14 protein-coding genes and 2 pseudogenes are annotated in these 22302 nt (G+C 62.7%); 10 read left to right on the top strand and 6 right to left on the bottom strand.

The genetic code is table 11. The features are described from left to right. Positions 1-17 precede the first annotated feature (17 nt). Complete coding sequence (locus IWX88_RS01930) at positions 18-374, bottom strand: WhiB family transcriptional regulator (RefSeq protein WP_196826708.1); 357 nt, start codon at positions 372-374, stop codon at positions 18-20. Between the two features lie 216 nt (positions 375-590). After that, the gene (gene galE, locus IWX88_RS01925) at positions 591-1556 is read right to left on the bottom strand and encodes a UDP-glucose 4-epimerase GalE (protein WP_196826707.1); all 966 of its coding nucleotides are present in this window, start codon (positions 1554-1556) and stop codon (positions 591-593) included. A 153-nt stretch (positions 1557-1709) separates the two neighbouring features. Here galE and IWX88_RS01920 point away from each other — a divergent pair, with 153 nt between their 5' ends. Continuing rightward, complete coding sequence (locus tag IWX88_RS01920; protein ID WP_196826706.1) at positions 1710-2606, top strand: DUF1028 domain-containing protein; 897 nt, start codon at positions 1710-1712, stop codon at positions 2604-2606. A 49-nt stretch (positions 2607-2655) separates the two neighbouring features. Here the strand turns inward: IWX88_RS01920 and IWX88_RS01915 are convergent, their stop codons facing one another. The 3 genes from IWX88_RS01915 to manA form a co-directional block, all read right to left on the bottom strand. Further along, complete coding sequence (locus tag IWX88_RS01915; protein ID WP_196826705.1) at positions 2656-3177, bottom strand: DinB family protein; 522 nt, start codon at positions 3175-3177, stop codon at positions 2656-2658. A gap of 475 nt (positions 3178-3652) precedes the next feature. Continuing rightward, positions 3653-5194 (bottom strand): DUF222 domain-containing protein, encoded by a 1542-nt coding sequence (locus IWX88_RS01910; protein ID WP_196826704.1) that lies wholly within the window; start codon positions 5192-5194, stop codon positions 3653-3655. 104 nt (positions 5195-5298) lie between these two features. After that, positions 5299-6516: a mannose-6-phosphate isomerase, class I gene (manA, locus tag IWX88_RS01905; RefSeq protein WP_196826703.1), complete on the bottom strand. Its 1218-nt coding sequence runs from the start codon at positions 6514-6516 to the stop codon at positions 5299-5301. A gap of 108 nt (positions 6517-6624) precedes the next feature. Here manA and IWX88_RS01900 point away from each other — a divergent pair, with 108 nt between their 5' ends. The 5 genes from IWX88_RS01900 to IWX88_RS01880 all read left to right on the top strand — a co-directional run bounded on the left by IWX88_RS01900 (position 6625) and on the right by IWX88_RS01880 (position 15123). Then, a complete protein-coding gene (locus IWX88_RS01900; protein ID WP_196826702.1) occupies positions 6625-7848 on the top strand; it encodes an acyl-CoA dehydrogenase family protein in 1224 nt (407 codons plus the stop codon). Between the two features lie 114 nt (positions 7849-7962). After that, positions 7963-9303, top strand: a complete 1341-nt coding sequence (locus IWX88_RS01895) for an O-antigen ligase (protein WP_196826701.1) — start codon at positions 7963-7965, stop codon at positions 9301-9303. A gap of 30 nt (positions 9304-9333) precedes the next feature. After that, positions 9334-10626 carry an O-antigen ligase family protein gene (locus tag IWX88_RS01890; protein ID WP_370568130.1) on the top strand — a complete coding sequence of 431 codons (1293 nt, stop codon included), beginning with the start codon at positions 9334-9336 and terminating at the stop codon, positions 10624-10626. Between the two features lie 108 nt (positions 10627-10734). Then, on the top strand, positions 10735-12843 hold the full coding sequence (locus tag IWX88_RS01885; RefSeq protein WP_196826700.1) for a right-handed parallel beta-helix repeat-containing protein: 2109 nt from the start codon (positions 10735-10737) through the stop codon (positions 12841-12843). Between the two features lie 186 nt (positions 12844-13029). Further along, positions 13030-15123: a methyltransferase gene (locus IWX88_RS01880; RefSeq protein ID WP_196826699.1), complete on the top strand. Its 2094-nt coding sequence runs from the start codon at positions 13030-13032 to the stop codon at positions 15121-15123. A gap of 201 nt (positions 15124-15324) precedes the next feature. Here IWX88_RS01880 and IWX88_RS01875 read toward each other — a convergent pair whose 3' ends face one another. Continuing rightward, positions 15325-17484 (bottom strand): glycosyltransferase, encoded by a 2160-nt coding sequence (locus IWX88_RS01875; protein WP_196826698.1) that lies wholly within the window; start codon positions 17482-17484, stop codon positions 15325-15327. Between the two features lie 257 nt (positions 17485-17741). Here IWX88_RS01875 and IWX88_RS01870 point away from each other — a divergent pair, with 257 nt between their 5' ends. From IWX88_RS01870 to IWX88_RS01855, 4 genes and pseudogenes are all read left to right on the top strand, one after another. After that, positions 17742-19370 (top strand): bifunctional 2-polyprenyl-6-hydroxyphenol methylase/3-demethylubiquinol 3-O-methyltransferase UbiG, encoded by a 1629-nt coding sequence (locus IWX88_RS01870; protein WP_231368813.1) that lies wholly within the window; start codon positions 17742-17744, stop codon positions 19368-19370. Between the two features lie 256 nt (positions 19371-19626). Further along, a pseudogene (locus tag IWX88_RS14160) lies at positions 19627-20613 on the top strand (leucine zipper domain-containing protein). Between the two features lie 15 nt (positions 20614-20628). After that, positions 20629-20902 (top strand): annotated as a pseudogene (locus IWX88_RS01860) (transposase); the annotation flags it as partial. Positions 20903-21129: 227 nt separating this feature from the next. Next, positions 21130-22293, top strand: a complete 1164-nt coding sequence (locus IWX88_RS01855) for a glycosyltransferase family 2 protein (protein WP_196826696.1) — start codon at positions 21130-21132, stop codon at positions 22291-22293. Positions 22294-22302: the final 9 nt, after the last annotated feature.

Here is a 22302-nt window from a genome sequence, read left to right as displayed (position 1 = left end):
GTTACCCGCGAAAGGCCCTACGCGCGCTTGCGCAGCTTGCGGCGCTCTCGCTCCGACAGTCCGCCCCAGATGCCGAATCGCTCGTCATTTGCCAGCGCGTACTCGAGGCACTGATTGCGAACTTCGCAGGAGGTGCAGATCTTCTTCGCGTCACGCGTGGATCCACCCTTTTCCGGGAAAAACGCCTCCGGGTCGGTCTGCGCACATAGCGAGTCGGTTTGCCACGCCAACTGGTTGTCGTCGATTGCCGAGGTATCGACCTGGCGCACTCCGGGTACACCGAGCCGAACTGGGTCTACGAACCAGTTATCCGGGACAGCTCCAATGGTTCCCGCACCGCTTGGTGCAGTGCGTCGGTGATCTTCTGGCGCCATAACACAGTCTCCCCTCCGCGATCACGTACGACTTGCGCAAACGCGTTAGAGATAATTACACCGGTGTAGTTAGTCATTCGTCAAGTCGTAAATCGTAAAGGCTCAATCCCGCCTCGAGGGTTTACGACGCGCCGCACCACCTAATTGGGGGGAAGCACACATTCTGCCATCGGCAAAACTTACCCGGGCGCTCGGCGAGGTCGCCCCGGCGCACCGTTACGAGCTCGCGTGCTGCCGGGCCACCCACGCGCTCGAGACCATGTCGGCGAGGCTGTGACGCATCGTCCAATCAAGATCGCGCGCGGCGAGCTCTCCAGCAGCGACGATCCGTGCGGGGTCACCGGGGCGGCGAGGGCCGATGTCCGGGGTGAACGCGATGCCCGTGACATGCGCCACTGTCGCCATGATCTGACCGACCGAGACGCCCTCCCCGCTACCGAGGTTGTAGGCGGCTTCGAGTGGCTCCCCCGCATCAAGCCGCCGTGCGGCAGCGACATGCGAGATCGCCAGATCGGATACGTGGATGTAATCGCGCACGTTGGTGCCGTCCGGCGTCGGATAGTCGTTGCCGTTGATGCGCGGAACACGACCCTCGGCCAGAGCGTCGAAAACCAGGGGGAAAAGATTGTGCGGACTGGTGTCTCGCAGCGACGGGTCTTCCGACCCCACAACGTTGAAGTATCGCAGGGAGGTGTGGCGAAGCCCAGTGGCGATGCCCTGGTCCCGAAGCAGCCACTCGCCGATGAGCTTCGACTCACCGTATGGCGACTGCGGGCTCTTCGGGGTGTCCTCGGTGACGAGCTCGACATCCGGAGTTCCGAAGACCGCTGCGCTGGACGAGAACACAATGCGGTCGACCCCGCTGTCGTTCATCGCCGCCAGCAACACAGCAGTGCCGGTGACGTTCTGCTCATAAGTGTGCAGCGGCCGCTGCACACTGACTCCGGCGTATTTGAACCCAGCTACGTGGATGACGCCGGTCACCTGGTGCTGCTGGATGGTATCGAGCAGGAGGGCACCGTCAAGGATCGTCCCCTTCACGAACCCGACGCCGTGCGGCACGAACTGAGCGTGCCCGCTCGAGAGGTCATCCAGGACGACCGGAGTGAGCCCGGCATCCTGAAGCGCCCGCACCACATGGGCTCCGATATAGCCGGCGCCGCCGGTCACTAACCAGGTCATGCCTACAGGGTAGTGCGGTCCGTGATGTCGATTGTGTCGCGCCAACGGGGTGTGCTGCAGTGTTGTGTCAGAACAATGGGTGTGCTCCGGTGCAGGCGAAACACCGCGCCGCCCCGTGATCGGCACTCCCGGTACGCCCCACATACTGATCTCATGACATATTCGATCGTCGCTCGGGACTCAGCAACAGGCGAGCTGGGCGTTGCGGTGCAGTCCCACTGGTTCTCTGTCGGTTCAGTCGTCGTTGGCGGCCTCGCCGGGGTCGGCGCCATCGCGACACAGGCCAGTTCCAATCGGAGTTTCAAACATCTCGGTTTGGGGATGCTGCGCGATGGGATGACCGCCGCCGAGGCATCCCTCGCCCTGCGCAAGGGCGACCCGGCGATCGAGCATCGGCAGTTTGCGATCGTGGATGCGAGCGGACGCGCGGTCGCCTTCACCGGAAAAGCCTGCATGGGCGAGGCTGGCCAATACAGCGGTGACGGCTTCACCTGCCAGGCGAACATCATGCGCAATGACACCGTCTGGGCGACCATGGCCCGCACCTTTGAGCAGTCGAGTGGCACGCTGACATCCCGCTTGCTCGCGGCGCTTGATGCGGCCCAGGGTGCTGGCGGAGACCTCCGCGGTCAGCAGTCCGCAGCCATCCTCGTTGTTCCGGCCGACGGCACACCCTCTGACTCCATCGTCGATCTCCGGGTTGAGGACCACCCCACCCCGCTGATCGAACTGCGGCGCCTTGTCACGCTCGGCGACGCATACCGTTTGGCGGATGACGCCGATGACCTGGTCGCCCTCGGCGACTTCACCACCGCCGCCAGTCGTTATATCGCCGCCAACGAGATCGCACCGGACAATGATGAGCTTCGGTTCTGGGCTGGACTGGGGCTGATCAGCGCCGGCATACCGGAGCGCGGGATCGAGCTGCTGCGCGCGTCGATCGCCAGTGACGCGAGCTGGCACGAACTGCTGATACGGCTCGATCCGATCGATGTACCCTCGAGCGGCCAGGCGCTGCGCCTGCTGGGGGAGTCGGATACGACCCGCTGAACAACCGCTAAGGCACGAGGCGTGGGGCCTGGGTGTTTCTGCCGCAGTCTCAGCGCAGCGCTCGTCGGTCCAACACTCCACGCACGAAAGCCGCTTGACCTGTGTGCTGGAGATCATCGCTGATGACGCTGACGAGTCGCACGGCGAGCGTCACCGACGGGGTCCAGTGGGGGTCGACGACGCGGTCGAGGTCGGTATCGGTGAGGGTCGAGAGATAGCGCACCGTTCTGTCATGCACGTCGTCGTGGTAGCCGATGAACCTGTCTCGGCTGATGCCGGTCACCCTGGCGACATCGGAGGACGTGTGGCCGTAGCCGGTCGCCACGTCCTCGAACGGAAGGCCGAATCGTTCGGCCCAGCCACACGCGGTCCAGGCCTGCTCGGTGCCGGAGACCGTGGAGATGTGGTCGTCCTGAATGCGACTGAGATGCCACAACAGCCATCCGATGGAATTGGCTCCGTCGTCGACTTGAGCCGCAAGCTGTTCGGGGCTCAGCCGGCGCGCGGAGTGATGCACAGCGTCTCTGATCCGACCGAAGACATCAATGAAGACTGTGGCTATGGGAGTCATGCCTCGACGGTACGCCGGAGGCTTTGCGCCAATAGGGTCTTTCTACCCTCGGTCCCGGTCCCGGTCCCGGTCTCGGTCTCGGTCTCGGTCTCGGTCTCGGTCTCGAGTCAGTACCCGCCACACAGGATTCGGTGCGGCTGCCATGATGCGCCATCACCCCATGAGGGTGCTGCACGTCACCCTGACGGCCTACCGGCGCGCGTTCTGCGAAAAGGTCCCGGCATAGCGACCCATGGTCGGCTTGCCGGCATAACGCCCCACGTGACGGCATAGCACCCCCAGGTCCCCGCGACCCTGCGACACTGCGACACTGCGACCCTGCGACCCTGCGACACCGCGACCCTGCGACCCTGCGACCCTGAGCCCCTGCGTGCAGGCGGCTGTGGCGTCGGTGCCCTCGGACGCATCACATCGGACTTATCGATGCCCCTAGCCCCGGAGCTGGCTAATTACAGCCGCGTACCCGAACCGTCCTTCATCCTGTTCTCTTCCCGAGCAGTTCGGTGAGTGCGCGGCTTCGTGTGTGCATGCGGATGGGTGTGCGGAGGTGGTCGATGTCGGGTGGTGGGATGAGCCAGTAGGTGGTGTCGTGGCGGTGGATTTCCCAGCCGTTGTTGTGGAGTAGCAGGTGGTGGTGTCGGCATAGGAGGATCCCGTCGGCTAAATCGGTGCGGCCCCTATCTCTGGTCCAGAACATGATGTGGTGGCATTCGCACCAGGATGGTGGTCGGTCGCAGTTCGGGAACATGCATCCGCCGTCTCGGGCGGCTAGGGCGATGCGTTGTTGCTTCGTGTAAAGCCGGCGTTCGCGACCGACGTCGAGGGGAGAACCGTCGCCGTTGAGTCTGATCGTCTGGGTCGCTCCGGCGCAGGCGAGCCGTTCCACAGTGGTGATGTTCACCGGGTCGTTCTGACCGTCGAGGAATCCGTGCCCGGTGGGTATGTCCTGCCCGGTGGGTGTCTCCTGCCCGGTGGGTGTCTGGTGCCCGGTGCCTGTTACGTGCCCGGCGGGTATCTCGTGCCCGGTGGGTGTTTCGTGTCCGGTGCCGGGTTCGTGTCCGGTAGGAGTGTCGAGTGCGTCGGCGGTGACGAGGATCCGCACCACGGGTGCCCCGCTACCGAGCAGTTGGCTGGAGTCAACGGCAGCGCCGTGGCGGAGCAGCTCGGTGAAGGTATCGGAGGCCAACTGTTCGGTGCTGCGGGTATCCCCGGCAATACGTTCCGCGGTGGCGGAGTCGCTGCTGCTGCGGTCGTCACTCCTCTTGTGGCTGTCACTGGTGACGAATCGTGGTCCGCCGCGGCGGGGGGAGGTGGCCCGGTCGTACAGGTCGGTGACGGTGGCAGCAGTTTCGGGGTCCATCACCCACACCAGGCGGGTCATCCCATCAGCCTGTTTCACCACACGCAGGGTGCGGGCGTCATGGCGTGCGTGTTCCCGGTCCGCGATGCCGGCCTCGTCGATCTCATCCCGCAGCTGCCGGGCCAGGATTCCGAGCCGATCCACATCCAAGGTGGTGGCTTCTGTGCAGAGGTGCTCCGCCGCGGTGGCCAAGGTTGCCGCGGGCACTGAGTCGGAGGGTGAACCGAGGCCAACCCGGATTGCGTCGGCGGCAGAGGTGGACAGGGTGCCCGCAGCAACGGCCAGTCCGACCGCCTGCAACCAGGGCTGGGTTGGCGCAGCTGCCACCGCATCAGCGGTGAGCAGTCCAACCCGAACAGCGGTTGCCGCCTCCCCAAAACTCGCCCCCGTGGTCACCCGAACCAGTTCCTGCGCGGTGCGGTGCCCGGTGCGTTGCGCCAACCCCGTACTACCCAACTCCGGGGCGGACCGGCGGGCGAGCTGCCCGGCAGTGAGGCTGTTGTGGGCGTCTGCAAGGCGACTCTCTTCGGCCCCGAACCTCGCCATCACCAACACTTGCTCATCGGTGAGCACACCGTACTCCTGCGCATCATGTAACGCCGCTTTTTGTGCAGCGATCAGGTCCCGGTGGGACTGCTGCAGGGTGGAAAACGACATAACCCAATTCTCCTATATCGAACAGACTTTCGAAAGTCTTCCGCCCAAATGGGGATAAGTACTTTGCCGGGCACCTGGAGAGGAGAAGTGCAAAGAGACCCGACCTACGCCAACGCACCCGTCGTCGCCACGAACACCGTGCCAGACCCGGTGAACCTCAACCCCGCCTCATCCGGCGTGATGTAGACGGAATCACCGAGCACCAGCGACCAGGATGACGCGGCCCCGGCGATCGACACGTCGCCCGCGGTGCACAGCGCAATCGCCGGCCCGGTGAGCGCGACAGAGGCATCGAGGAACATGCCGTCGATGCGAAGAAGCTCGAAGTCCGCAACATCCGGAGTGAATGCCGCAACACCCTCGGAGGGCGACGTCGAATGCAGGTAGGGCACCGCGACCGGAGTGAAGTCGAGCATGTCGAGCAGCTCGGGCACGTCGATGTGTTTCGGTGTGAGTCCCCCGCGCAGCACATTGTCAGAGGCGGCCATGAGCTCAACCCCCAGCCCATTCAGATAGGCGTGGATGTTTCCGGCTGGCAAGTAGAGCGCCTCCCCCGCCGCAAGGGTCACCCGATTGAGCAATAGCGAGATGACGATTCCGGGGTCTCCTGGAAAGTTGTCCGCCAACTGCACGACCGTCGCCATCTCCGGTTCATAGCCCGCGACACCCTGGTGGGCGAGCGTGACAACGAGTGACACCAGCGTCGCAACGCCGGTGCGCTGGCCGATGAGCCATTCGAAGGTCTGCGGCAGCGCGCCATCCGACCCGGACAACGCTTCGAGCAGGTCTTCAAGGGGCTGGGGCTGCGGATCCTCCAGGGACAGCGACGCCCCAATCAACGCGAGAAGAAGCGCCCGCACCTCCTCGAGTGGGCGGAATCCGCACAGCGCGTCGAAGGTGGGCGAGAGGGCATAGATCAGCTCCGGCTTCGGAAAGGCGTCCTTGTAGTTGCGCTCCGGAGCATCGAGGTCGATTCCCCGGTCATTTTCCCGTGCGAATCCGGCCCGTGCCTGCTCGAGAGTCGGATGCGCCTGCAGCGACAGCGGGGAACCGGCAGCGAGCACTTTGAGAAGGAATGGCAGGCGACCGGATGCCGCGAACCTCCCGAGCGTCGTCTGCGGGTCGGCCGCGATCCACTCGTCGAGAGTCGTGGCGCCGCCCGTCCGGGTCGGATCGAGGATCACGCTCGGAGAACCGGGATGAGCCCCCAGCCAGAGTTCGGCTTCCGGGCTTCCGGATGCCTCATGCCCGAGCAGCTGCGCAATGGCGGTCGTCGATCCCCACGCGTACCGCCGAGGGGTGTTGGTGATGCCTACAAACATCCGCGGGTTCCTTCGATTGGGAGTTAGACAAAACTACCAATTGCGTGGTCAACGCCCAGAATCGGACCTTAAAGTAGCGATAGCCCACCCTCACGCAACGGAGCCCCGATGACCCTCACCGCAGAAAACCAGCAGTCCGCCGCCGAGCTGGCCCCTTTCACCCCGCTGATCAGCGACTTCTACGGCTATGAGAGCCTGCTTACCGAACAGGAGAAGCAGTTCATTGTGAAGCTCCGCGCGTTCCTCGACGCCGAGGTGCGCCCGATCATGAACGACCTGTGGACGAAGGCAGAGTTCTTCCCGCGCCACATCGTCGACGGCCTCGCCGAACTCGGCCTCTTCGGGCAGTCCTACCCGGAGACGCAGCAGTTTGCCAACAGTGCCACCTTCCGCGGCTGGGTTGCCCTGGAACTCGCGCGGGTGGATGCCTCGGTCGCGACTCTCGTCGGCATGCAGAACGGTCTCGTGATGGGCTCGATCGCCGTCGCCGGCTCCGCTGAGCAGCGGGCCGAGTGGCTGCCGCGGTTCGCCAGTGGCGAGCTGCTCGGCGCCTTCGGACTCACCGAGCCTCTCTCCGGCTCCGACACCGCACAGGGCCTCCAGACCGTTGCGAAGCGCGTGGGCGACCACTGGGTGATCAATGGTGCCAAGCGCTGGATCGGCAATGGCTCGATCAGCGACGTCACGATCATCTGGGCGCGGGATGCCGATGACAACCAGGTCAAGGGCTTCATCGTGCCGACCACGACCGAGGGCTACTCCGCCAAGCGCATCGAAAACAAGCAGGCGCTCCGCATCGTGCAGAACGCCGATATTGTGCTCACCGACGTGATCGTGCCGGAGGAGAACCGCCTGCAGGGCTCAAAGTCGTTCCGCGAGACCGCCGCCGTGCTGCGCCTCACCCGCGCCGAGGTGGCCTGGGCCGCGGTCGGCAACTCGGTCGGAGCATACGAGGCCGCCGTCGAATACGCCGACACACGCATCCAGTTCGGCAAGCCGATCGGCAGTCACCAGTTGGTGCAGGAATTGCTGGCCAAGAGCCTCGGCAACATCACCGCCTCGATCGGCATCGTCATCCGCGTCTCAGACATGCTCGACCAGGGAACCCAGCGTGACGAGCACTCCTCGCTCGCCAAGGAGTTCACGACCAGCCGTATGCGCGAAACCGTTGCCTGGTGCCGAGAGCTCTTCGGAGGCAACGGCATCGTCATGGATTACGGCGTGATGAAATATTTCGCGGATGCCGAAGCCATCTACTCCTACGAGGGCACCCGCGAGATGAACACCCTCATCGTCGGGCGTGCGATCACCGGTAAGGCCGCGTTCGTCTAGAGCTTTCCCGCCACCCTCGCGGCGACCCGGCGGTCGGCCAGGTATCGAAATGGGCCCCGGACGGCGCTACTCGACCAGCGACTCTCCGCAGACCAGAGCCGCTACCCTCGAGGTATGACCGCACTCGACAGTCGCCGATTCCGCCTGGGATTCGCGACTTTCGTGTTGTTCACCGGAATCGCTGGCGACTTCTGGCGCAATTCCTTCAGTTGGTACGGCTATGGCGTATTCGTGGTGGTCATCGCCGCCATATCGATCGTGGTGCTGATCCATAATCGTGCGCGATTCCGCATCGCCTCGCTGCCCTATCCGCTGCTCGCCTTCATCGCTCTTGCATTCCTCTCGATCGCATGGTCGTATTACCCCGGATTCACTGTCCTCGGCGCGGTTGTGCTGCTGCTGACCACCGCCTCCGCGGTATCGATCGCGGTGACGGTGACCTGGCCGGACCTGCTCATCGTGCTCGGCTGGGTCTTTCGCCTCGTACTCGGACTCTCGTTCCTATTCGAATTCATCGTGTCCGCGATCATCCGACACCCGATCTACCCGGTCTGGATCACACCCGAGAGCCATCCAGCCAAGCTTCTGTACTGGTCGCGCGACCTGCTCTTCGACCTCGGCAAGATCCAGGGCATCGTCGGCAATTCGAGCCTGCTCGCCATGGCCGCGCTCATCGGCCTCATCGTGTTTGCGATCCAGCTCGCCTCGAAGACGGTGAAACGTGGATCGGGCTGGTTCTGGCTCGCCGTCGCCATCGCCACGATCGTAATCACCCGATCCGCCACCATTGTTGTGGCCCTCGTCGTGGTGATTGTCGTGGCCCTCGCTGCTCTGCTCGTGCGTCGGGCCCGCACACCGAAGGGGCGCGCATATGCCTATGGCGGCATAGTCTTTGCCATTACCTTTTTCAGCGTGCTCGCGGTAGCCCAGCAGGGTCGGATTCTCGCGCTGCTCGGCAAGAGTTCGGACTTCACCGGTCGCTTCACCATCTGGAACGAAGTCATCCAGCTCGCACAACAGCGCCCCGGGCAGGGCTGGGGATGGCTCGGCTACTGGATCGTCTGGATCGCTCCGTTCAACACGCTCAAGAAGGCCGGCGGGGTGCAGCCGCCCCACGCTCACGACGCCTGGCTCGACATCTGGCTGCAGCTCGGAATTCTCGGCCTGGTGGTGTTCGGCGCTCTGGTTCTTGCAACGCTCCTCCGCTCCTGGCTCATCGCCATCAATCCCGTCGTGATCTCACCCCGCGACCCGGGCTCGCACCTCTGGTTGTCGCTCCTGCCGGTGCTCGTGCTCACTGCGCAGCTGGTGCAGAGCATCGCCGAGAGCCGCATCCTGCTCGAGGGCGGACTGATGCTGCTCGTAATCTGGGCCGTCAAAACCAAGACCAGTCCACTCGGCCTCGGACCGGTGGAGCCGGAGCTCTCCCCCGCCACCCTGCGACGGCGACCGTGAGCCGGGGGCACGCATGATCCGGAGTCGTTCGTGAGCCCGGCCCAGCCGCGGCATCCCGCATTCGAACTCGCGAGGAGCTTTCTCGGGGCCCCCCGCTTCTCGGCGGCGCTCACTCAGGTCATCATCGGATCGCAACTCGCCACGCTGCTACTGCATGAGCTGATGGGATGGGCGGGGGCACTGGCCATCCTCGCCAGCCTGGTCGTATTGGCTTCGCTGTCGCTGCTCGCCCAGCGGGAGGAGATCGAGTGGCACGGGCTCCTGCCCGTCTCACTGCTCGTCTTCGTCGGGTGGGCTGCGATCTCTGCCATCTGGAGCCAGTACAGCTGGGCGACAGTTGGCAGCGCGATTTACCTCCTCGCCGTCTCGATGCTTGGCGTCTATATCGCGCTCATCCGCGACACCATTCAGATCGCACGGGCATTCGGCAATGTGTTGCGCGCCGCGCTCCTGCTCTCCCTGGTGCTCGAGATCTTTTCTGGGATTCTCATCGACAGCCCGATCCACTTCCTTGCAATCGCGGGTAACCTCCACGAGCTCGGCCCGATCCAGGGCATCTTCGGCGCCCGTAACCAGCTCGGGATCGTCACGCTCGTTGCCATCGTCACTTTCGGCACCGAGCTCCGAACACGCTCGGTGTCGCGTGACCTGGGGATCGGATCCCTGCTGCTCGGAGGGTTCATGCTCCTGGTCTCGCGCTCCCCGATCGCCTTCGGCACCTTCGTGGTGGTGATGCTCGCAACCCTCGCCCTCTACGGCCTGCGCCGGGTGTCCCCCGAGCGCAAACGGGTATGGCAGTTCGTGCTGCTGGGATCCACCATCACCGTCGGTGCCATCGCCTGGGCCGCACGCGCCCCGATCATCAACGCCCTCAGCGCGAGCAACGAGCTCACCCAGCGACTCGCGGTCTGGCGCCCGATCCGCTTACTCATCCCCAACCATGAGCTCGAAGGATGGGGGTGGGCCGGTCACTGGTGGGAGGGCCTTCCTCCTTTTACCTATATTCGCGACGGACTCCAGCCGTCCGCCCTCAACGCCTACCTCGACGTGTGGCTCCAGGTCGGCCTGATCGGTCTCTTCGTGTTCGTGTTCATGGTCGGGCTCGCCTTCATCCGCTCCTGGCTGCTCGCTTCCCGCCAGCGCAGCTTCGTCTACGCCTGGCCGGCGCTCGTGCTCGTGGTGCTGCTCGTCACCGGTCTCGCGGAGAGCTCGTTGCTCGTGGAGTTCGGCTGGCTGACCTTCGTGGTGTGCTCCGTTAAGGCGTCGCGCGAGCTGAGCTGGCGTCGCGCTTTTGCGGCTATTCGGCCAATTGTGCCCTCTTAGGGGGCATCTACTCAACAGGCCTCCCTCGGTTAGGCTCATCAGGAAACACTTGAGAATTCGGGTGGGGAACTCTTGAAGTCGAAACGCCTTTTTAGTGCTGCATCAGCCATGGCTTTAGCGATCATCGCGGTCGCAATCACTGCCCCACCCTCGGCGAGCGCGACAACGCGCAACGTAAGCCAGGGCCAGTCGATTCAGGCGGCTATCAATGCCTCCGCGAACGGCGACACCGTAAAGGTCTCACCAGGAACGTATTACGGCAACCTCACACTCAACGGTCGCTACATCTCGCTGATCGGCGATATTGCCAATCCGTCGAGCACGATCATTCGCGCAAACAGCACCTCAGCCGCGGCAGTATTCATCAGTAACGTACCGTGGGCCTCCGACCGGAAGACGATCGTGTCGGGCTTCACTATCGCCGATGGCAACGCGCCCAGCGGGCAAGGCGGCGGCATCACGGTGTTCAACGACGCGAACCCGGAAATCACCCACAACATCATCACGAACAACACCGCCCACGGGTATGGCGGCGGTATCGAGATCTTCACGAATGCGACTCCGATCATCGCTAACAACACAATTTTCAGCAACCAGGCGACCTCCGGCGGTGGCGGTATTTTCGTCTACAACGGCTCGAGCCCGGTCATCTACAACAACTTGATCACAAGCAACAGCACCTCTGGAGCATCCATCGCCAACGGCGGATCGTCAGGCGGAGGCATCTACCTCGAAAACACTGGCGACCCGAACGCCCACTCGAATCCGGTTGTGCTGAACAATGAAATCAGCGGCAACACCGCAGAGTTCGCGGGTGGCGGAATCATGGTGCGCACGGGCGCCAACGTGATCATCGAGGGAAACCACGTCGCGAATAACAAGGCAGGCTACGGCGCCGGAATCCATCTCGAGTCGACCGGATCCAATGCCACCCTCACCTCGAATGTCATCGAGGGAAACAGCGCGGCGACCAACCCGAACATCCCAGGGTCGGGAGTGGGCGGCGGTGTCGCAATTTTCGACAGCACGGTCGCCACACTCACCTCTAACACCATTCGGGACAACTCGGCCTCAAACATCGGTGGCGGTATCTCAAGCGGGGAGAACGCGAGCACCACGCTCACCGGAAATTTGATTGCTGGCAACTTTGTTTCAGGTGGTGACAATTCGAAGCAAGGCGGCGGGCTGTACGCGGCCAACTCCATGCTTACCGCTACCAATAATCAGTTCGTCGCCAACTCGGCCACGATCGGCGGCGGGATATCACTCACGAACGTGCCTGCGACGCTCGTTAACAACACCCTGGTGAATAACCACGCGACCGGTGCTGCCGGTGGTGCGATCTACGTCGCGAGTGGATCGGTCGCCCTTGTGAACAACCTGCTGACCCAGAACGACGGCTATCAGGTGTTCTTCCAGTTGAACGTCGGGCCCACCCGACTCGACAACAACCTCATCACGACCCCGAACTCCACTCCGGCCGCCGAGGGGAGTGGCCTCTACTTCGACTACGCCCACCGCTACACCACCTCGGCTCAACTCAACTCGGTTCCGAATGCACACAACAATGTGGTGGTCGACCCCGGCTTCGTGAACTACGGTGGCGGTGATTTCTCTCTGTCCTCGAACTCTGGTGCGATCGACGTAGGGACGAACATTTCCATCCCCCCCGTGGCGAACGATTATCGCCGGGCCATCCGCCAGACCAGCTCGATCGATATTGGCGCGTTCGAATACGTCGCCAGCCCGGTCATACCCGCACACGTATATCGTTTCTGGAGCGAATCAAAGAAGAGTCACTTTTTCACAATTAGCAACGACGAACGAAACCTAGTCGCATCCACCTACAATCCGGCGGAGTGGCGATATGAAGGGATGGCATTCGACGCATTCACGTCTTCCCTTTCGGGAACTGTGCCCTTGTACCGTTTCTACAGTGCGTCCTACCAGAGTCACTTTTACACCGCTAATGCAGCAGAGGCCGATGGATTAAGAAGTGACGCTGCAATGAAGTTACTTTGGTCCTACGAGGGCGTCGCCTACTACGTCTACCCTCTCGACACCGGAGTACAGTCTCGTCCGGTATTTCGATTTTGGAGCCCTGACAATAAGACCCATTTCTATACTGCAAGCGCGGCTGAGAGCGCAGAGATTCAGTCTTTATTCCCACTGCACGTCTGGAGCTACGAAGGTCCGAACTTTCGAGTTCCCCAGTAGACCCAGAACGATAAGAGTAAGCATGGCCGATGTTTGCTACACCCGGCTGTCGTATTCTTCGGAGGATGTGATGTCGCCCCGGAGGTGGGATTTGCCAAGATGGGTTAAGACGCAATTTCCCTACTGCGTGGCAGTGTTCCGGCAGCATCGGGCCAAGCCTGTCTTGGCCCCTCATAGAATGGCGTGGTGAACTCAACGCCGCTGCGGGACCTCTCTGTCCGGCGAACTGCGGAGGCCTCGGTTCTCAACGGCGCGGTCCTGACAGGGGCGCCGCTCACGGCGCACGAGGCGGCTATTCTCGCGTCATCATCGAATGTCCCGTCCTGGGATCCCTCCCTCGTCGGTGACGCGGAGACTGTTGGTGAACTGTTCCACGTAGATCCGGCACGGTCTAACATCCTTCGAAGCCTCGACATCCATCCCAATAGTGTTGTTCTTGAGGTCGGCGCCGGCGCCGGCGCACTATCGCGTTACCTCGCAGAGTCTGTCTCGATTCTCGACACCCTCGAACCGCGCCTTGCGCTCGCCTCAACCGCCGCCGTGCGACTCGCCGGGTTCAAGAACGCCCGCGTCTTTGCCGGCGACCTATCGGATGTTCCCCCAGTCCCGGCCTACGACCTCATCGTGGCCGTCGACCAGCTTCGCGTCGCGGCCGGGGCAGCGGATCTCTGGCTAGCGCAGGCCGCAGCGCTCCTCTCCCCCGGCGGGTCGATCGTGATCGCCGAGACCAATCGGCTCGGAGCGAAGTTCCTGGTCGGCTCCCCTGACGACGGCAGCAATATTGTCTTCGATTCGATCGAAGGCTATCCGCGCGGCTCATCAGACCGGGCGCACAGCCGCTCCGAGCTCACCGACCTCGTCATCGGTGCCGGTCTCGAACCCCATGTGCTCGTCGCCCTTCCCGATCATCGCATTGCACGTGTGGTGGCCGACCCATCACGCCTCAGCGGCGAGCACGCACGGCTCCTTTCAGATCTCGCTTTCACGCCAAGTCCGGATTACGGTGCCCAGCGACCGAAGCTCGCGGATGAGAGCCGCGTGTGGGAGCAGCTCGTCGAGGAGGGGCTCGGTGGCGAGCTGGCGAATTCTTTCGTGATCCTCGCCGCTGCTAACGCTTCGCAACAACTGTGGAGTCCGGACAACCTCGCCATCTACTTCTCCTGGCAACGAGCGGCCGAGTTCACCTCACAGACGATCGTTCACCGAAGCGGCGAAAAGGTGATCTTCACCCGTCATTACCCTCGGGCGGACCCTTCAACCGCGCTGAGCGTTCACGACTCGTCTTACGAGTTCGTGGTCGGCTCCACTCTCGCCAGCGTCATCGCCGGGGCTCCGGATGACCGGGTGGCTGCCTGGCTCGCGGGATGGCGCGAACTGCTCATCGATTTCTCCGCCAAGGGACACCTCTGGCTCGACCTTCATCCAGGAAACCTGATCATCGGACCCGACGGCGCCCTCGTTCCGATCGATCTCGAATTCGAGACCGTCTCACACGACGTCGACTTCGCGATCCGGCGCGGGCTAATCACAATATCGCGACTACTCGCTCTCACCACCCATCCGTCGCTCTGGCCGGACGGCGTGCGCTCGGTCCGCGACATCGGCACCCACCTTGGCAAGCTGATGGGGTACTCGTCGGAAACCGGATGGTTCAATGCCACGATCATCGACGAGGCCGAGTTTCAGCGGACCGTCGCCGGGTCCCGTGGTTCCGGGAGACCTCGCTCGGCTTGGATCGACGAACTCACCGCCGTCGCTGACACCCCACTCAGGAATCTGCCCCTTGGTGACCGCGTCTTCGAGAACGTCGAGATGACAGTCTCAGAACGCGATTCGGCTTATGCGCGTCTCGGTGTTTTCGACGCCCGCATCCGCGAGCTCGAGAGCGAAGTGCAAGCTCTGAGCATTGAACTGACCGAGCGCACCACCAAAATACGTGTGCTTGAAGTTGCATTCGAGGAGCGCGACTTCAAAATCAGGGAGCTAGAGCACGATCTCGTCATTTCGCGATCGACCCTTTCGCGACATATCGCTTCGTTGGAGATCCGGTCCCAACTCGAAAGGGGATCGTCCTCTGAGCTCGAAAAGGCACTGCGCAACGAGATCCACGACGCCCACCTTGCTGCGGTTAAATTACGGTCGTCCCGTACGTTCCAACTCGCGACTCGGCTCCAGGCGGCCGTCGCAGTAGCCCTTCCGATCGGATCCATTCGCAGGCGGTTGGCTGTGCGGCTCGCCCGCGCAGTCCAAAATATCGCCCGCAAAACTCGCCGCACCTGAGGCATTGCAATCTATTAGCCTTCGCCGTACCGGCAGTTTGACGAATCAGAGTTAGTTCAAACTACGACCTGATCGAAGTCCGGGTATTTCGCAGCAGAATTCGCGCGTGGCCGTTAGAAGCATGAGAATCAAAAATGTGGTGCATCAAATTGCGCAGAGCCGACGGGAGACCACGCGCGAAGGCCAAGGGTTCGCTCGTGGCTAGGAACCGCTCGTCTGTCGGGTGATCTTCAGCAGCGGCGAGGCCAGTCGCGCGAGGCTTGAACCGGCACGGTAGGTCCGGCTGGCGAGGACCGCGTCAGTGTGCACACGCGCGGCCTCGAGCTCGCCGCGCAGCCCATCGGCCACCCCACGCTGCGCTGCGACGACCCGTTCGAGGCTCTTGATGGCAACGAATCGAGCCTCGAGGTCGTTGACATCCAGCGGCGCGGTGAGCTGCTCGACTGCCATCCGCCAGAGCTTGCGATTGTAGGGTGCGAGCCCACGTACTGTGCCACGAAGTTCGGATGCAGCAGAGTGGAATTCGGCATCGGTCAGGGCCGCCTTCACCACCGCGGCCAGCTCGCTGAATCTGTCGAAGAACCGGACCGCGCTTCCGACTTTGATCTTGCGGACGACTTCGCGCGCCACCGCAGTATCGAACGCCACGACGGGCACGCCGAAGTCGATCGCGTCAGCGATCGGCAGCCCGAATCCCTCGTACGCGGACGGGAAAATCACGAGAGCCGCGTTCTCGAGCACCTGCTGGAGGTGGCTCTCCGAGAGCGTCCCCCCTGCGACGATGACCGTCATTCTCGACTCCTCGATTCCGGCGAGAGGTCCGAACGCAATGATCGGCACCCCGGAATCCTTCAGCGCGTTGACCGCGTGGCCGACCTGCTTGTGCGGGTAGAAGTTACCCATCACGACGGCGTATCCGCCCCGCGAGACTATCGCCGCCACCTCGCTGCGAAGCTCGGCCGTCGCGAGGCTGTCGTCATCGGGCCCGGCGACCGCGCTACGGGTCGATCCGAGCATCACCGCCTCGCTCTTGGCGGTGAGGTTATCGGCGAGGTGTGGGTAATATGCCTCAGCGTCTCGCAGCGAGAATTCGCTCAGCGCGATGACTCGGTCTGCATAGCGAAGGCCGTGCTCCACGATGACCGCGCGCAGCGGGTCGGAGAGCAGCAGTTCGAGTGATCGTGACGCGATCATGTCGAAGTGACTCACCACCCATCGAGCGCAGTGCGAGTTCATCTGCACAAGCTGGTCGATGCTATTGATCGGGGCGAGCGCGATTCCGACGTCAAAGACGCCGTTCAGCTGCGAGTACGGCACGACCCGCAGCCCATAGGTGGCGAGGTTGAAGAATTCGATTGCTCCGGGCTGGGCTGCGACCGTCACCTCGATGTTGGACGCGACTCGCGTTTCGGCGAGTGTTCGTAGAAACGAGAGCGCGTACCGCGTGCTGCCGTTATAGACGAGAGAGAGATGGTGGAGGTCGATCAGGATGGTGCGACGGGTGCTCGAGTCGTCGGCGATGATCTCCGCGAAGACATCCGCGGCCGCGTAGCCGAACGAGATGAACGACCTCACCGCTTCCGGGTAGAAGGGGTAGCGCGACACCAGAAGCTCGTAGTTCTTGCGCTCGAGTCTGTCCTTGAGCTCGGAGCCAAAGCTCGCACTCCCGAGGTGACGGACAAAGGCTCGGTTGGCGAGGAGCGCGGAGTAGCCAAGGGCGTTTACGCGAAGGCAAAAGTCGTTTTCCTCATTGTACCCGGCGCCGAACGCCGTGTCGAACAGTCCGTGGTTGTCGATGAGTGACCGCTTGACGAGGAAACAGAATCCCACCGAGACCGGGGCGACGTAATACTGCGGGATGAGGGGGGCGACCCGCGCCAAGATCCCCTCGCTGTCCTCGTGAGACCATCCCTCGGCATCCGGATTCTCGCGGTGGAAGAACGGCATGCTCGCGATCGTGGCGTTGTTGCTTCTCGGGCACACTATGCCGTGGTGCTCCGCCGCACCAAGAACGGCGATCATCTCGTCGAGGGCACCCGCCGACAGTTCGGCATCGCTATTGAGGAGAAGGATGTCGTTGCCTGAACCGTCGAGCTCCAGGGCGGCCCGGTTGCAGGTTCCGACGAAGCCGAGATTCGTCTCGTTCCGGTAATATTCGACGCCCGCACGACCGGCTACTGCGTGTAGGACGAGCGACTCGATGGTGTCGGCGTGCGGTCCACAGTCGTTGATTAGGATGACGCGATGGATGCGGAGATCGACGCCTGCGAATACCGATTCAAGGCACCTCTCGAGAGAGGACCAATGGTCGTAGATCGGAACGACAATGGTCACCGCCCGCGCACCAGTCACCTTGGTCATCCTTGCCCTCTCAACAGACACTCCCCAGACACTATCCTGTGTTAAGTCACGGGCCCGGCTAACGGTTCCGGAGCAGACAACAAGGAGGGTCTCCAATCGACAACCGAACAGCGACCTCAGCCAGACGGAAGTTCAGCAAAGCTCACGATGGTCTGATTTACGTGGGGACCACCGCCTTGACCTATTCGGACGGGTCCGAGGGGCGGGTCCTAGAAATCCTGCAAGCGTCGTCAGACCTGAGCTCGACGAGCGCGGAGATGTGCGACCGGGCCGAAAACTGGGCGGAGAGGTACCACACTCACCCGTCGCGCGGGAACGTGATTCGTGCCTTCGACATCCCGCCCGGCTCGTCAATCCTGGAGATCGGTTCCGGGTGCGGTGGAGTGACTCGGTACCTCGGCGAGGTCGGCGCGACCGTCGATGCGCTCGAACCGATGCCCGCGAGGGCGCTGGCTGCTCGTGAGCGAACGCGGGATCTTCCCGGCGTCGAGGTGCTAGTCGGCGAGCTCGCCGACCTGCCGGAGGAACCCTCTTATGACGTCGTGGTCGTCGTCGGAGTGCTCGAATACGTCGGTCTCGGGACCGACGATCCCGCCCCTTATGTTGATTTCCTCTCCGGAATCCGCAAGCGGCTGAACCCGGGCGGCTCCCTCGTACTGGCCATCGAGAACCAGTTCGGGGTCAAGTACCTAGTCGGTGCCCCCGAGGACCACACGAGCCAGGTCTTCGACTCGATCGAAGGATACCCGCGAGGCGAACGCGCGCGTACGTTCTCAAAATCCGCGCTGCTCAAGATGGCTGCCGACGCCGGCCTAGTCGGGATGACTTTCGCGGCCTTCCCCGACTACAAGCTCACCGAGACCGTCTTCGATCCCGGCACGTTCCCGAGTGCGGCGCGGTCAATGCTGTCGACCCTTTCGACCTTCCCCAGCCCGGACTGGACTCTCGCCCGACCCGGTCTCGCGAGCGAACGGCTGGTCTGGGGCGAGCTGGCTAAGGCCGGGCTTGCCAGCGAAACCGCGAACTCCTTCGTCATGGTGGTCTCCGCCGCGCCGGATACTGCAGCCGAGCTCTGGCCCGCGCACCGGGCGGCCCGAAGTTGGCCGATCGACGTGCGGCCGGACTTCGCCTCCCAGACCACGAGCATCGTCTCTTCCGACTTGGTCATCTCGCACAGCGAGTTCCTCACGACGGCCACACCGACTGGCGCCACGATTCACCGCGTGCCAGTGGACGAGCGATTCACAGCAGGAACAGCTCTCGCGGAGTCAATCGCACTCGCCTCGATCGAAGAGCGTACAGAGCTCCTCTCACGCTGGCGAGCTCTTCAGTCCGCGAATGCCAACGACGACGGATTCCCGCTCTACGATTCGACGATTGTTCTGGAGAGTGGCGAGCTCACCATGCGCGCTCCCGGCATCCGGATCGGCTCGATCGATCTTCCGCAGGCGCTTGCTCGAGGTCTGCTGCACCTCGGTATCAGGGCCGCCGAGAAATCAACCCCCGCGCGGTGGCCAGGTGCCTCGTCGGTGCGGGATGTCGTGAATCACCTCGCCTCACTCCTCCAGTTCGATGACCCGACCTGGCTCGAATCGACGATCGCAACTGAGGCGGATATCCGCTCGATCGTCTCCGCGCGTTACCGCTCCGCGGTGTCGCGGACATCATGGCGCGAGGAGCTCCACGAGCTGCTCGACCGCCGGCTCGACTCCCTCGAGCTCGGCGCCAGGAGTTTCGAGGAACGTGCCACTCTAAAGTTCGAACTCGCGGCCCTCAGGCAGTCCTTCGCCGGATCGCAGGATCTTCTTGCAGAGGCCCAGCGTGAGGTCGAACGGCTGCGTTCTGGGCTGCGCAGGCGCCCAATTCGTCGACTGCTAAGAGGCTGACTTCGTCGAAGACTCCTGCACTGACGTCGTCACTCAATGGTGTGCTCGCCGATGGGGAATCCTTAAACTGAATCAGTGTCGAGCAGCGGATACAACTGGTAGACGCGGTCTTATTACCGACAACCAAATGTACTGGCCGAGCAGGTCGGTTGAGTGGTTGTGACGACTCGCCCCAGTCGGTGAACGTGAGCGAGGACCTCCGGGCGTGAAAGCAGAGCTGTGAATGGCAAACCACATCACGAACCTGGAGATTTTCGTGTCCGCCGCTAATAATGCTCTGACTCCACGCCATTGTTTTCGAATCGCACCTTCGATAGTTGATGAGGGCTGGCCAGTTGTATTGGCCGCACAGCAGCTCAACGTGGTGTGGCCAAAGGCAAAACGATGGGTTGAACGTCATTCCGCGATGGGTGCGGCAACCATGGCTGACCGGTGTTCACGCCCGGATCGCAGCCCGAACAAGACGTTGCAGGAGCTAGTGCGGAAGATCGCGCATCTGCGATGGGAGAGACGCCTTGGACCGATCACAATTGGCGTGAGGCTCGGCATGCGGCCCTCGAGATCCCATACCGTTCTGGTGCGCTGTCGGCTCAACAAGCTGCACCACGTCGATTCCAGGGCGGGAGAGCTCGTGCATCGCTACAAACACGAGAAACCGACGCATCTAATCCTCGTTGACGGAAAAAACTCGGCAACGTCCCCGACGGCGGCGGATGTCGTTATTTGGGATGCTCTCAAGGGCAGGCGAACCGAATGGCGACCCCAACGACCAAAACCAGCCCGAGCAGGAACGGATTGATCGGCACGACCTTCGTCCACACCGTCATCGACGACCGCTCCCGCGTTACATATGCCGAAATTCACGATGACGAGGCCGCCGCCAGAGCGGTCGGCGTGCTGCTGGGGGCGTCCTGGTTCGCTGCCGGCGGAGTAATTGTTCAATGAATACTCTCCGACAACGGGCCCCCTGAAAGTCCCGCTCTAGCGCGATACCTGCGCGGAGTTGGGCATCGCAATGAAAAAGACCCGCGAATGGCAGTTGCAGACGAACCGAAAGATCGAGCGCTTCCACCGCACCCTTGCCGATGGTTGCGAACTTGCATGCCAATACGACTCCGAGTCAGCCCGACGAGCAGAACTCCCCGGATAGCTCCATGAATACAATCACCACTCTCCCCATACCGCGATCGGAGCCCGCCCAGTCATCAGCCGGTTGGCCAACGTCCCTGGGCAGGGCAGCTAGGGCGTTTCTTCTATATATTCGGGTGGTGTGATTCGCCGCGCGCTCCGTGCCCACGGGATCAGCGCAGTGATCCCTGAGAAAAGCGACCAGATCGCCGCCCGCAAACGACGAGGATGCCGCGGCGGCAGCCCCCCCTTTACCGGATACCGACGCCGACAAAGACCCCACCGTCGTCGAACGCTCATTCGCACTCAACAAGCAATGGCGAGGCATCGCCACCCGATACGACAAACTCGCCATCACCTACCGCGCCGCCGCCGTGCTCCACGCCCGTATCACGTGGACCCGCATATGGGAGATACGCCATAGGCGAGACAGGCTGCCCCCATCGCCCTCTTTCCCTCAGCTGTGGTGAGCAGTTCACATCCGGAAGCTGGTGCCGAACGCAGCGACCACTCGGCTCCTCGTGACAATTGATTCGCAATGAAAACGAATCCTGCAGCTCGGATATATTGCCCAAAAAGGAGTCCCTGTCGATTCGTATAAGGCCTAACTAATCCATAGGATGGAACGATAATGAGCAGAAATCCGGTGGCAGCCGAAGTCAAAGCGTCAATAATCATTGTTGCTTGGCGTCTCGTGGACGAGCTTCAGGAATGCCTCGACGACGTAGCGGCATCGATCGACGCCCCCTCACACGAGGTCATCGTCGTACTCAACGGATCGCGTCCCGAGACGAGCCGCATCGCCCACGAGCATCCGGTGGTGTCGAAGGTCATCGAACGCTTTGCGAACATCGGTTTCGGTGCGGCATGTAACCTCGCAGCCCGCTCGGCGGTCGGAACTAACCTCATCTTCCTGAATGACGACGCTCGTGTCGATCGCCATTGGCTCGCCATCCTCGTGGATGCGGCATCCACCAATCACGGCAAGAGCGCGATCGCGAGCCTGCTTCTCAATTTCGACGGAACTGTTCAGGAGGCCGGGTCGAGGCTTCTTTCACACGGCGGCACTGTTCAGTGGGGCAGTGGGCTGACGCGTGCCGAGGCGGAGCGCGACGGTCTCCTGGCGGCCCGTGAGGTCGACTACGGATCTGCGGCGGCACTGCTCGTGAAGAGGGCCGACTTCGAATGGGTCGGCGGGTTCGACCCGATCTTCGAACCCGCGTACTTCGAAGACGTCGACCTCCAGCTGCGGCTACGCGAGCGGGGCATCCAGATCTGGCTTGAGCCGCACGCCATAGTTCTTCACCATTCCGGACAATCGACGCAAAACGACCGATGGTTCCGACAATTCGCCGCGAACCGGTCGGGCTACAGATTCATCGAACGATGGGGGGATGTCCTGTCCTCGGCGCCGGCCGCCGACGACCCGCCACGCGAACTAAGCCCGGTGCCCGTGCAACGACGAGAGGTTATCAGGGACGGCTCTTTGTCGGAGGGCGACGACAGCCCGTTCGTGGCCCTCACCATCGCGCACGACTATGAGACCTGGTTGTCGAACCAGCTCGACCAGCTACGCGAGTTCCACGTCGAGATCTCCGCGGATCCCGACGCCCCGACCCGACGCGAGCTAATTGACCGCCTCCACGACTCGAAAATGCGCGTGCACGAACTCACAGTTCGCCTCTCGGATGTCGAGAATCGTGGGCCGTTCGGCACCATGAAGATGTGGGTCGGTACGCGACTCAATGCGCTGACCCGCAGTCGGCTTTACCGCTCGGTGCGCCGACTCGACTAACGGGTCGGC

The sequence above is a fragment of the Frigoribacterium sp. CG_9.8 genome (assembly GCF_015751965.1).
Lineage (GTDB): Bacteria > Actinomycetota > Actinomycetes > Actinomycetales > Microbacteriaceae > Lacisediminihabitans.
The sequence above is the reverse complement of the archived record's forward strand: the minus strand, read 5'-3'. Positions and strand labels throughout refer to the sequence as shown.

Coding starts and splice junctions, on each gene's coding strand:
- IWX88_RS01930 (WP_196826708.1), bottom strand. CDS start 374: ATGGCGCCAGAAGATCACCGACGCACTGCACCAAGCGGTGCGGGAACC.
- IWX88_RS01855 (WP_196826696.1), top strand. CDS start 21,130: ATGAGCAGAAATCCGGTGGCAGCCGAAGTCAAAGCGTCAATAATCATT.
- IWX88_RS01875 (WP_196826698.1), bottom strand. CDS start 17,484: ATGACCAAGGTGACTGGTGCGCGGGCGGTGACCATTGTCGTTCCGATC.
- IWX88_RS01885 (WP_196826700.1), top strand. CDS start 10,735: ATGGCTTTAGCGATCATCGCGGTCGCAATCACTGCCCCACCCTCGGCG.
- IWX88_RS01910 (WP_196826704.1), bottom strand. CDS start 5,194: ATGTCGTTTTCCACCCTGCAGCAGTCCCACCGGGACCTGATCGCTGCA.
- IWX88_RS01920 (WP_196826706.1), top strand. CDS start 1,710: ATGACATATTCGATCGTCGCTCGGGACTCAGCAACAGGCGAGCTGGGC.
- galE (WP_196826707.1), bottom strand. CDS start 1,556: ATGACCTGGTTAGTGACCGGCGGCGCCGGCTATATCGGAGCCCATGTG.
- manA (WP_196826703.1), bottom strand. CDS start 6,516: ATGTTTGTAGGCATCACCAACACCCCTCGGCGGTACGCGTGGGGATCG.
- IWX88_RS01900 (WP_196826702.1), top strand. CDS start 6,625: ATGACCCTCACCGCAGAAAACCAGCAGTCCGCCGCCGAGCTGGCCCCT.
- IWX88_RS01870 (WP_231368813.1), top strand. CDS start 17,742: ATGTGCGACCGGGCCGAAAACTGGGCGGAGAGGTACCACACTCACCCG.
- IWX88_RS01915 (WP_196826705.1), bottom strand. CDS start 3,177: ATGACTCCCATAGCCACAGTCTTCATTGATGTCTTCGGTCGGATCAGA.
- IWX88_RS01895 (WP_196826701.1), top strand. CDS start 7,963: ATGACCGCACTCGACAGTCGCCGATTCCGCCTGGGATTCGCGACTTTC.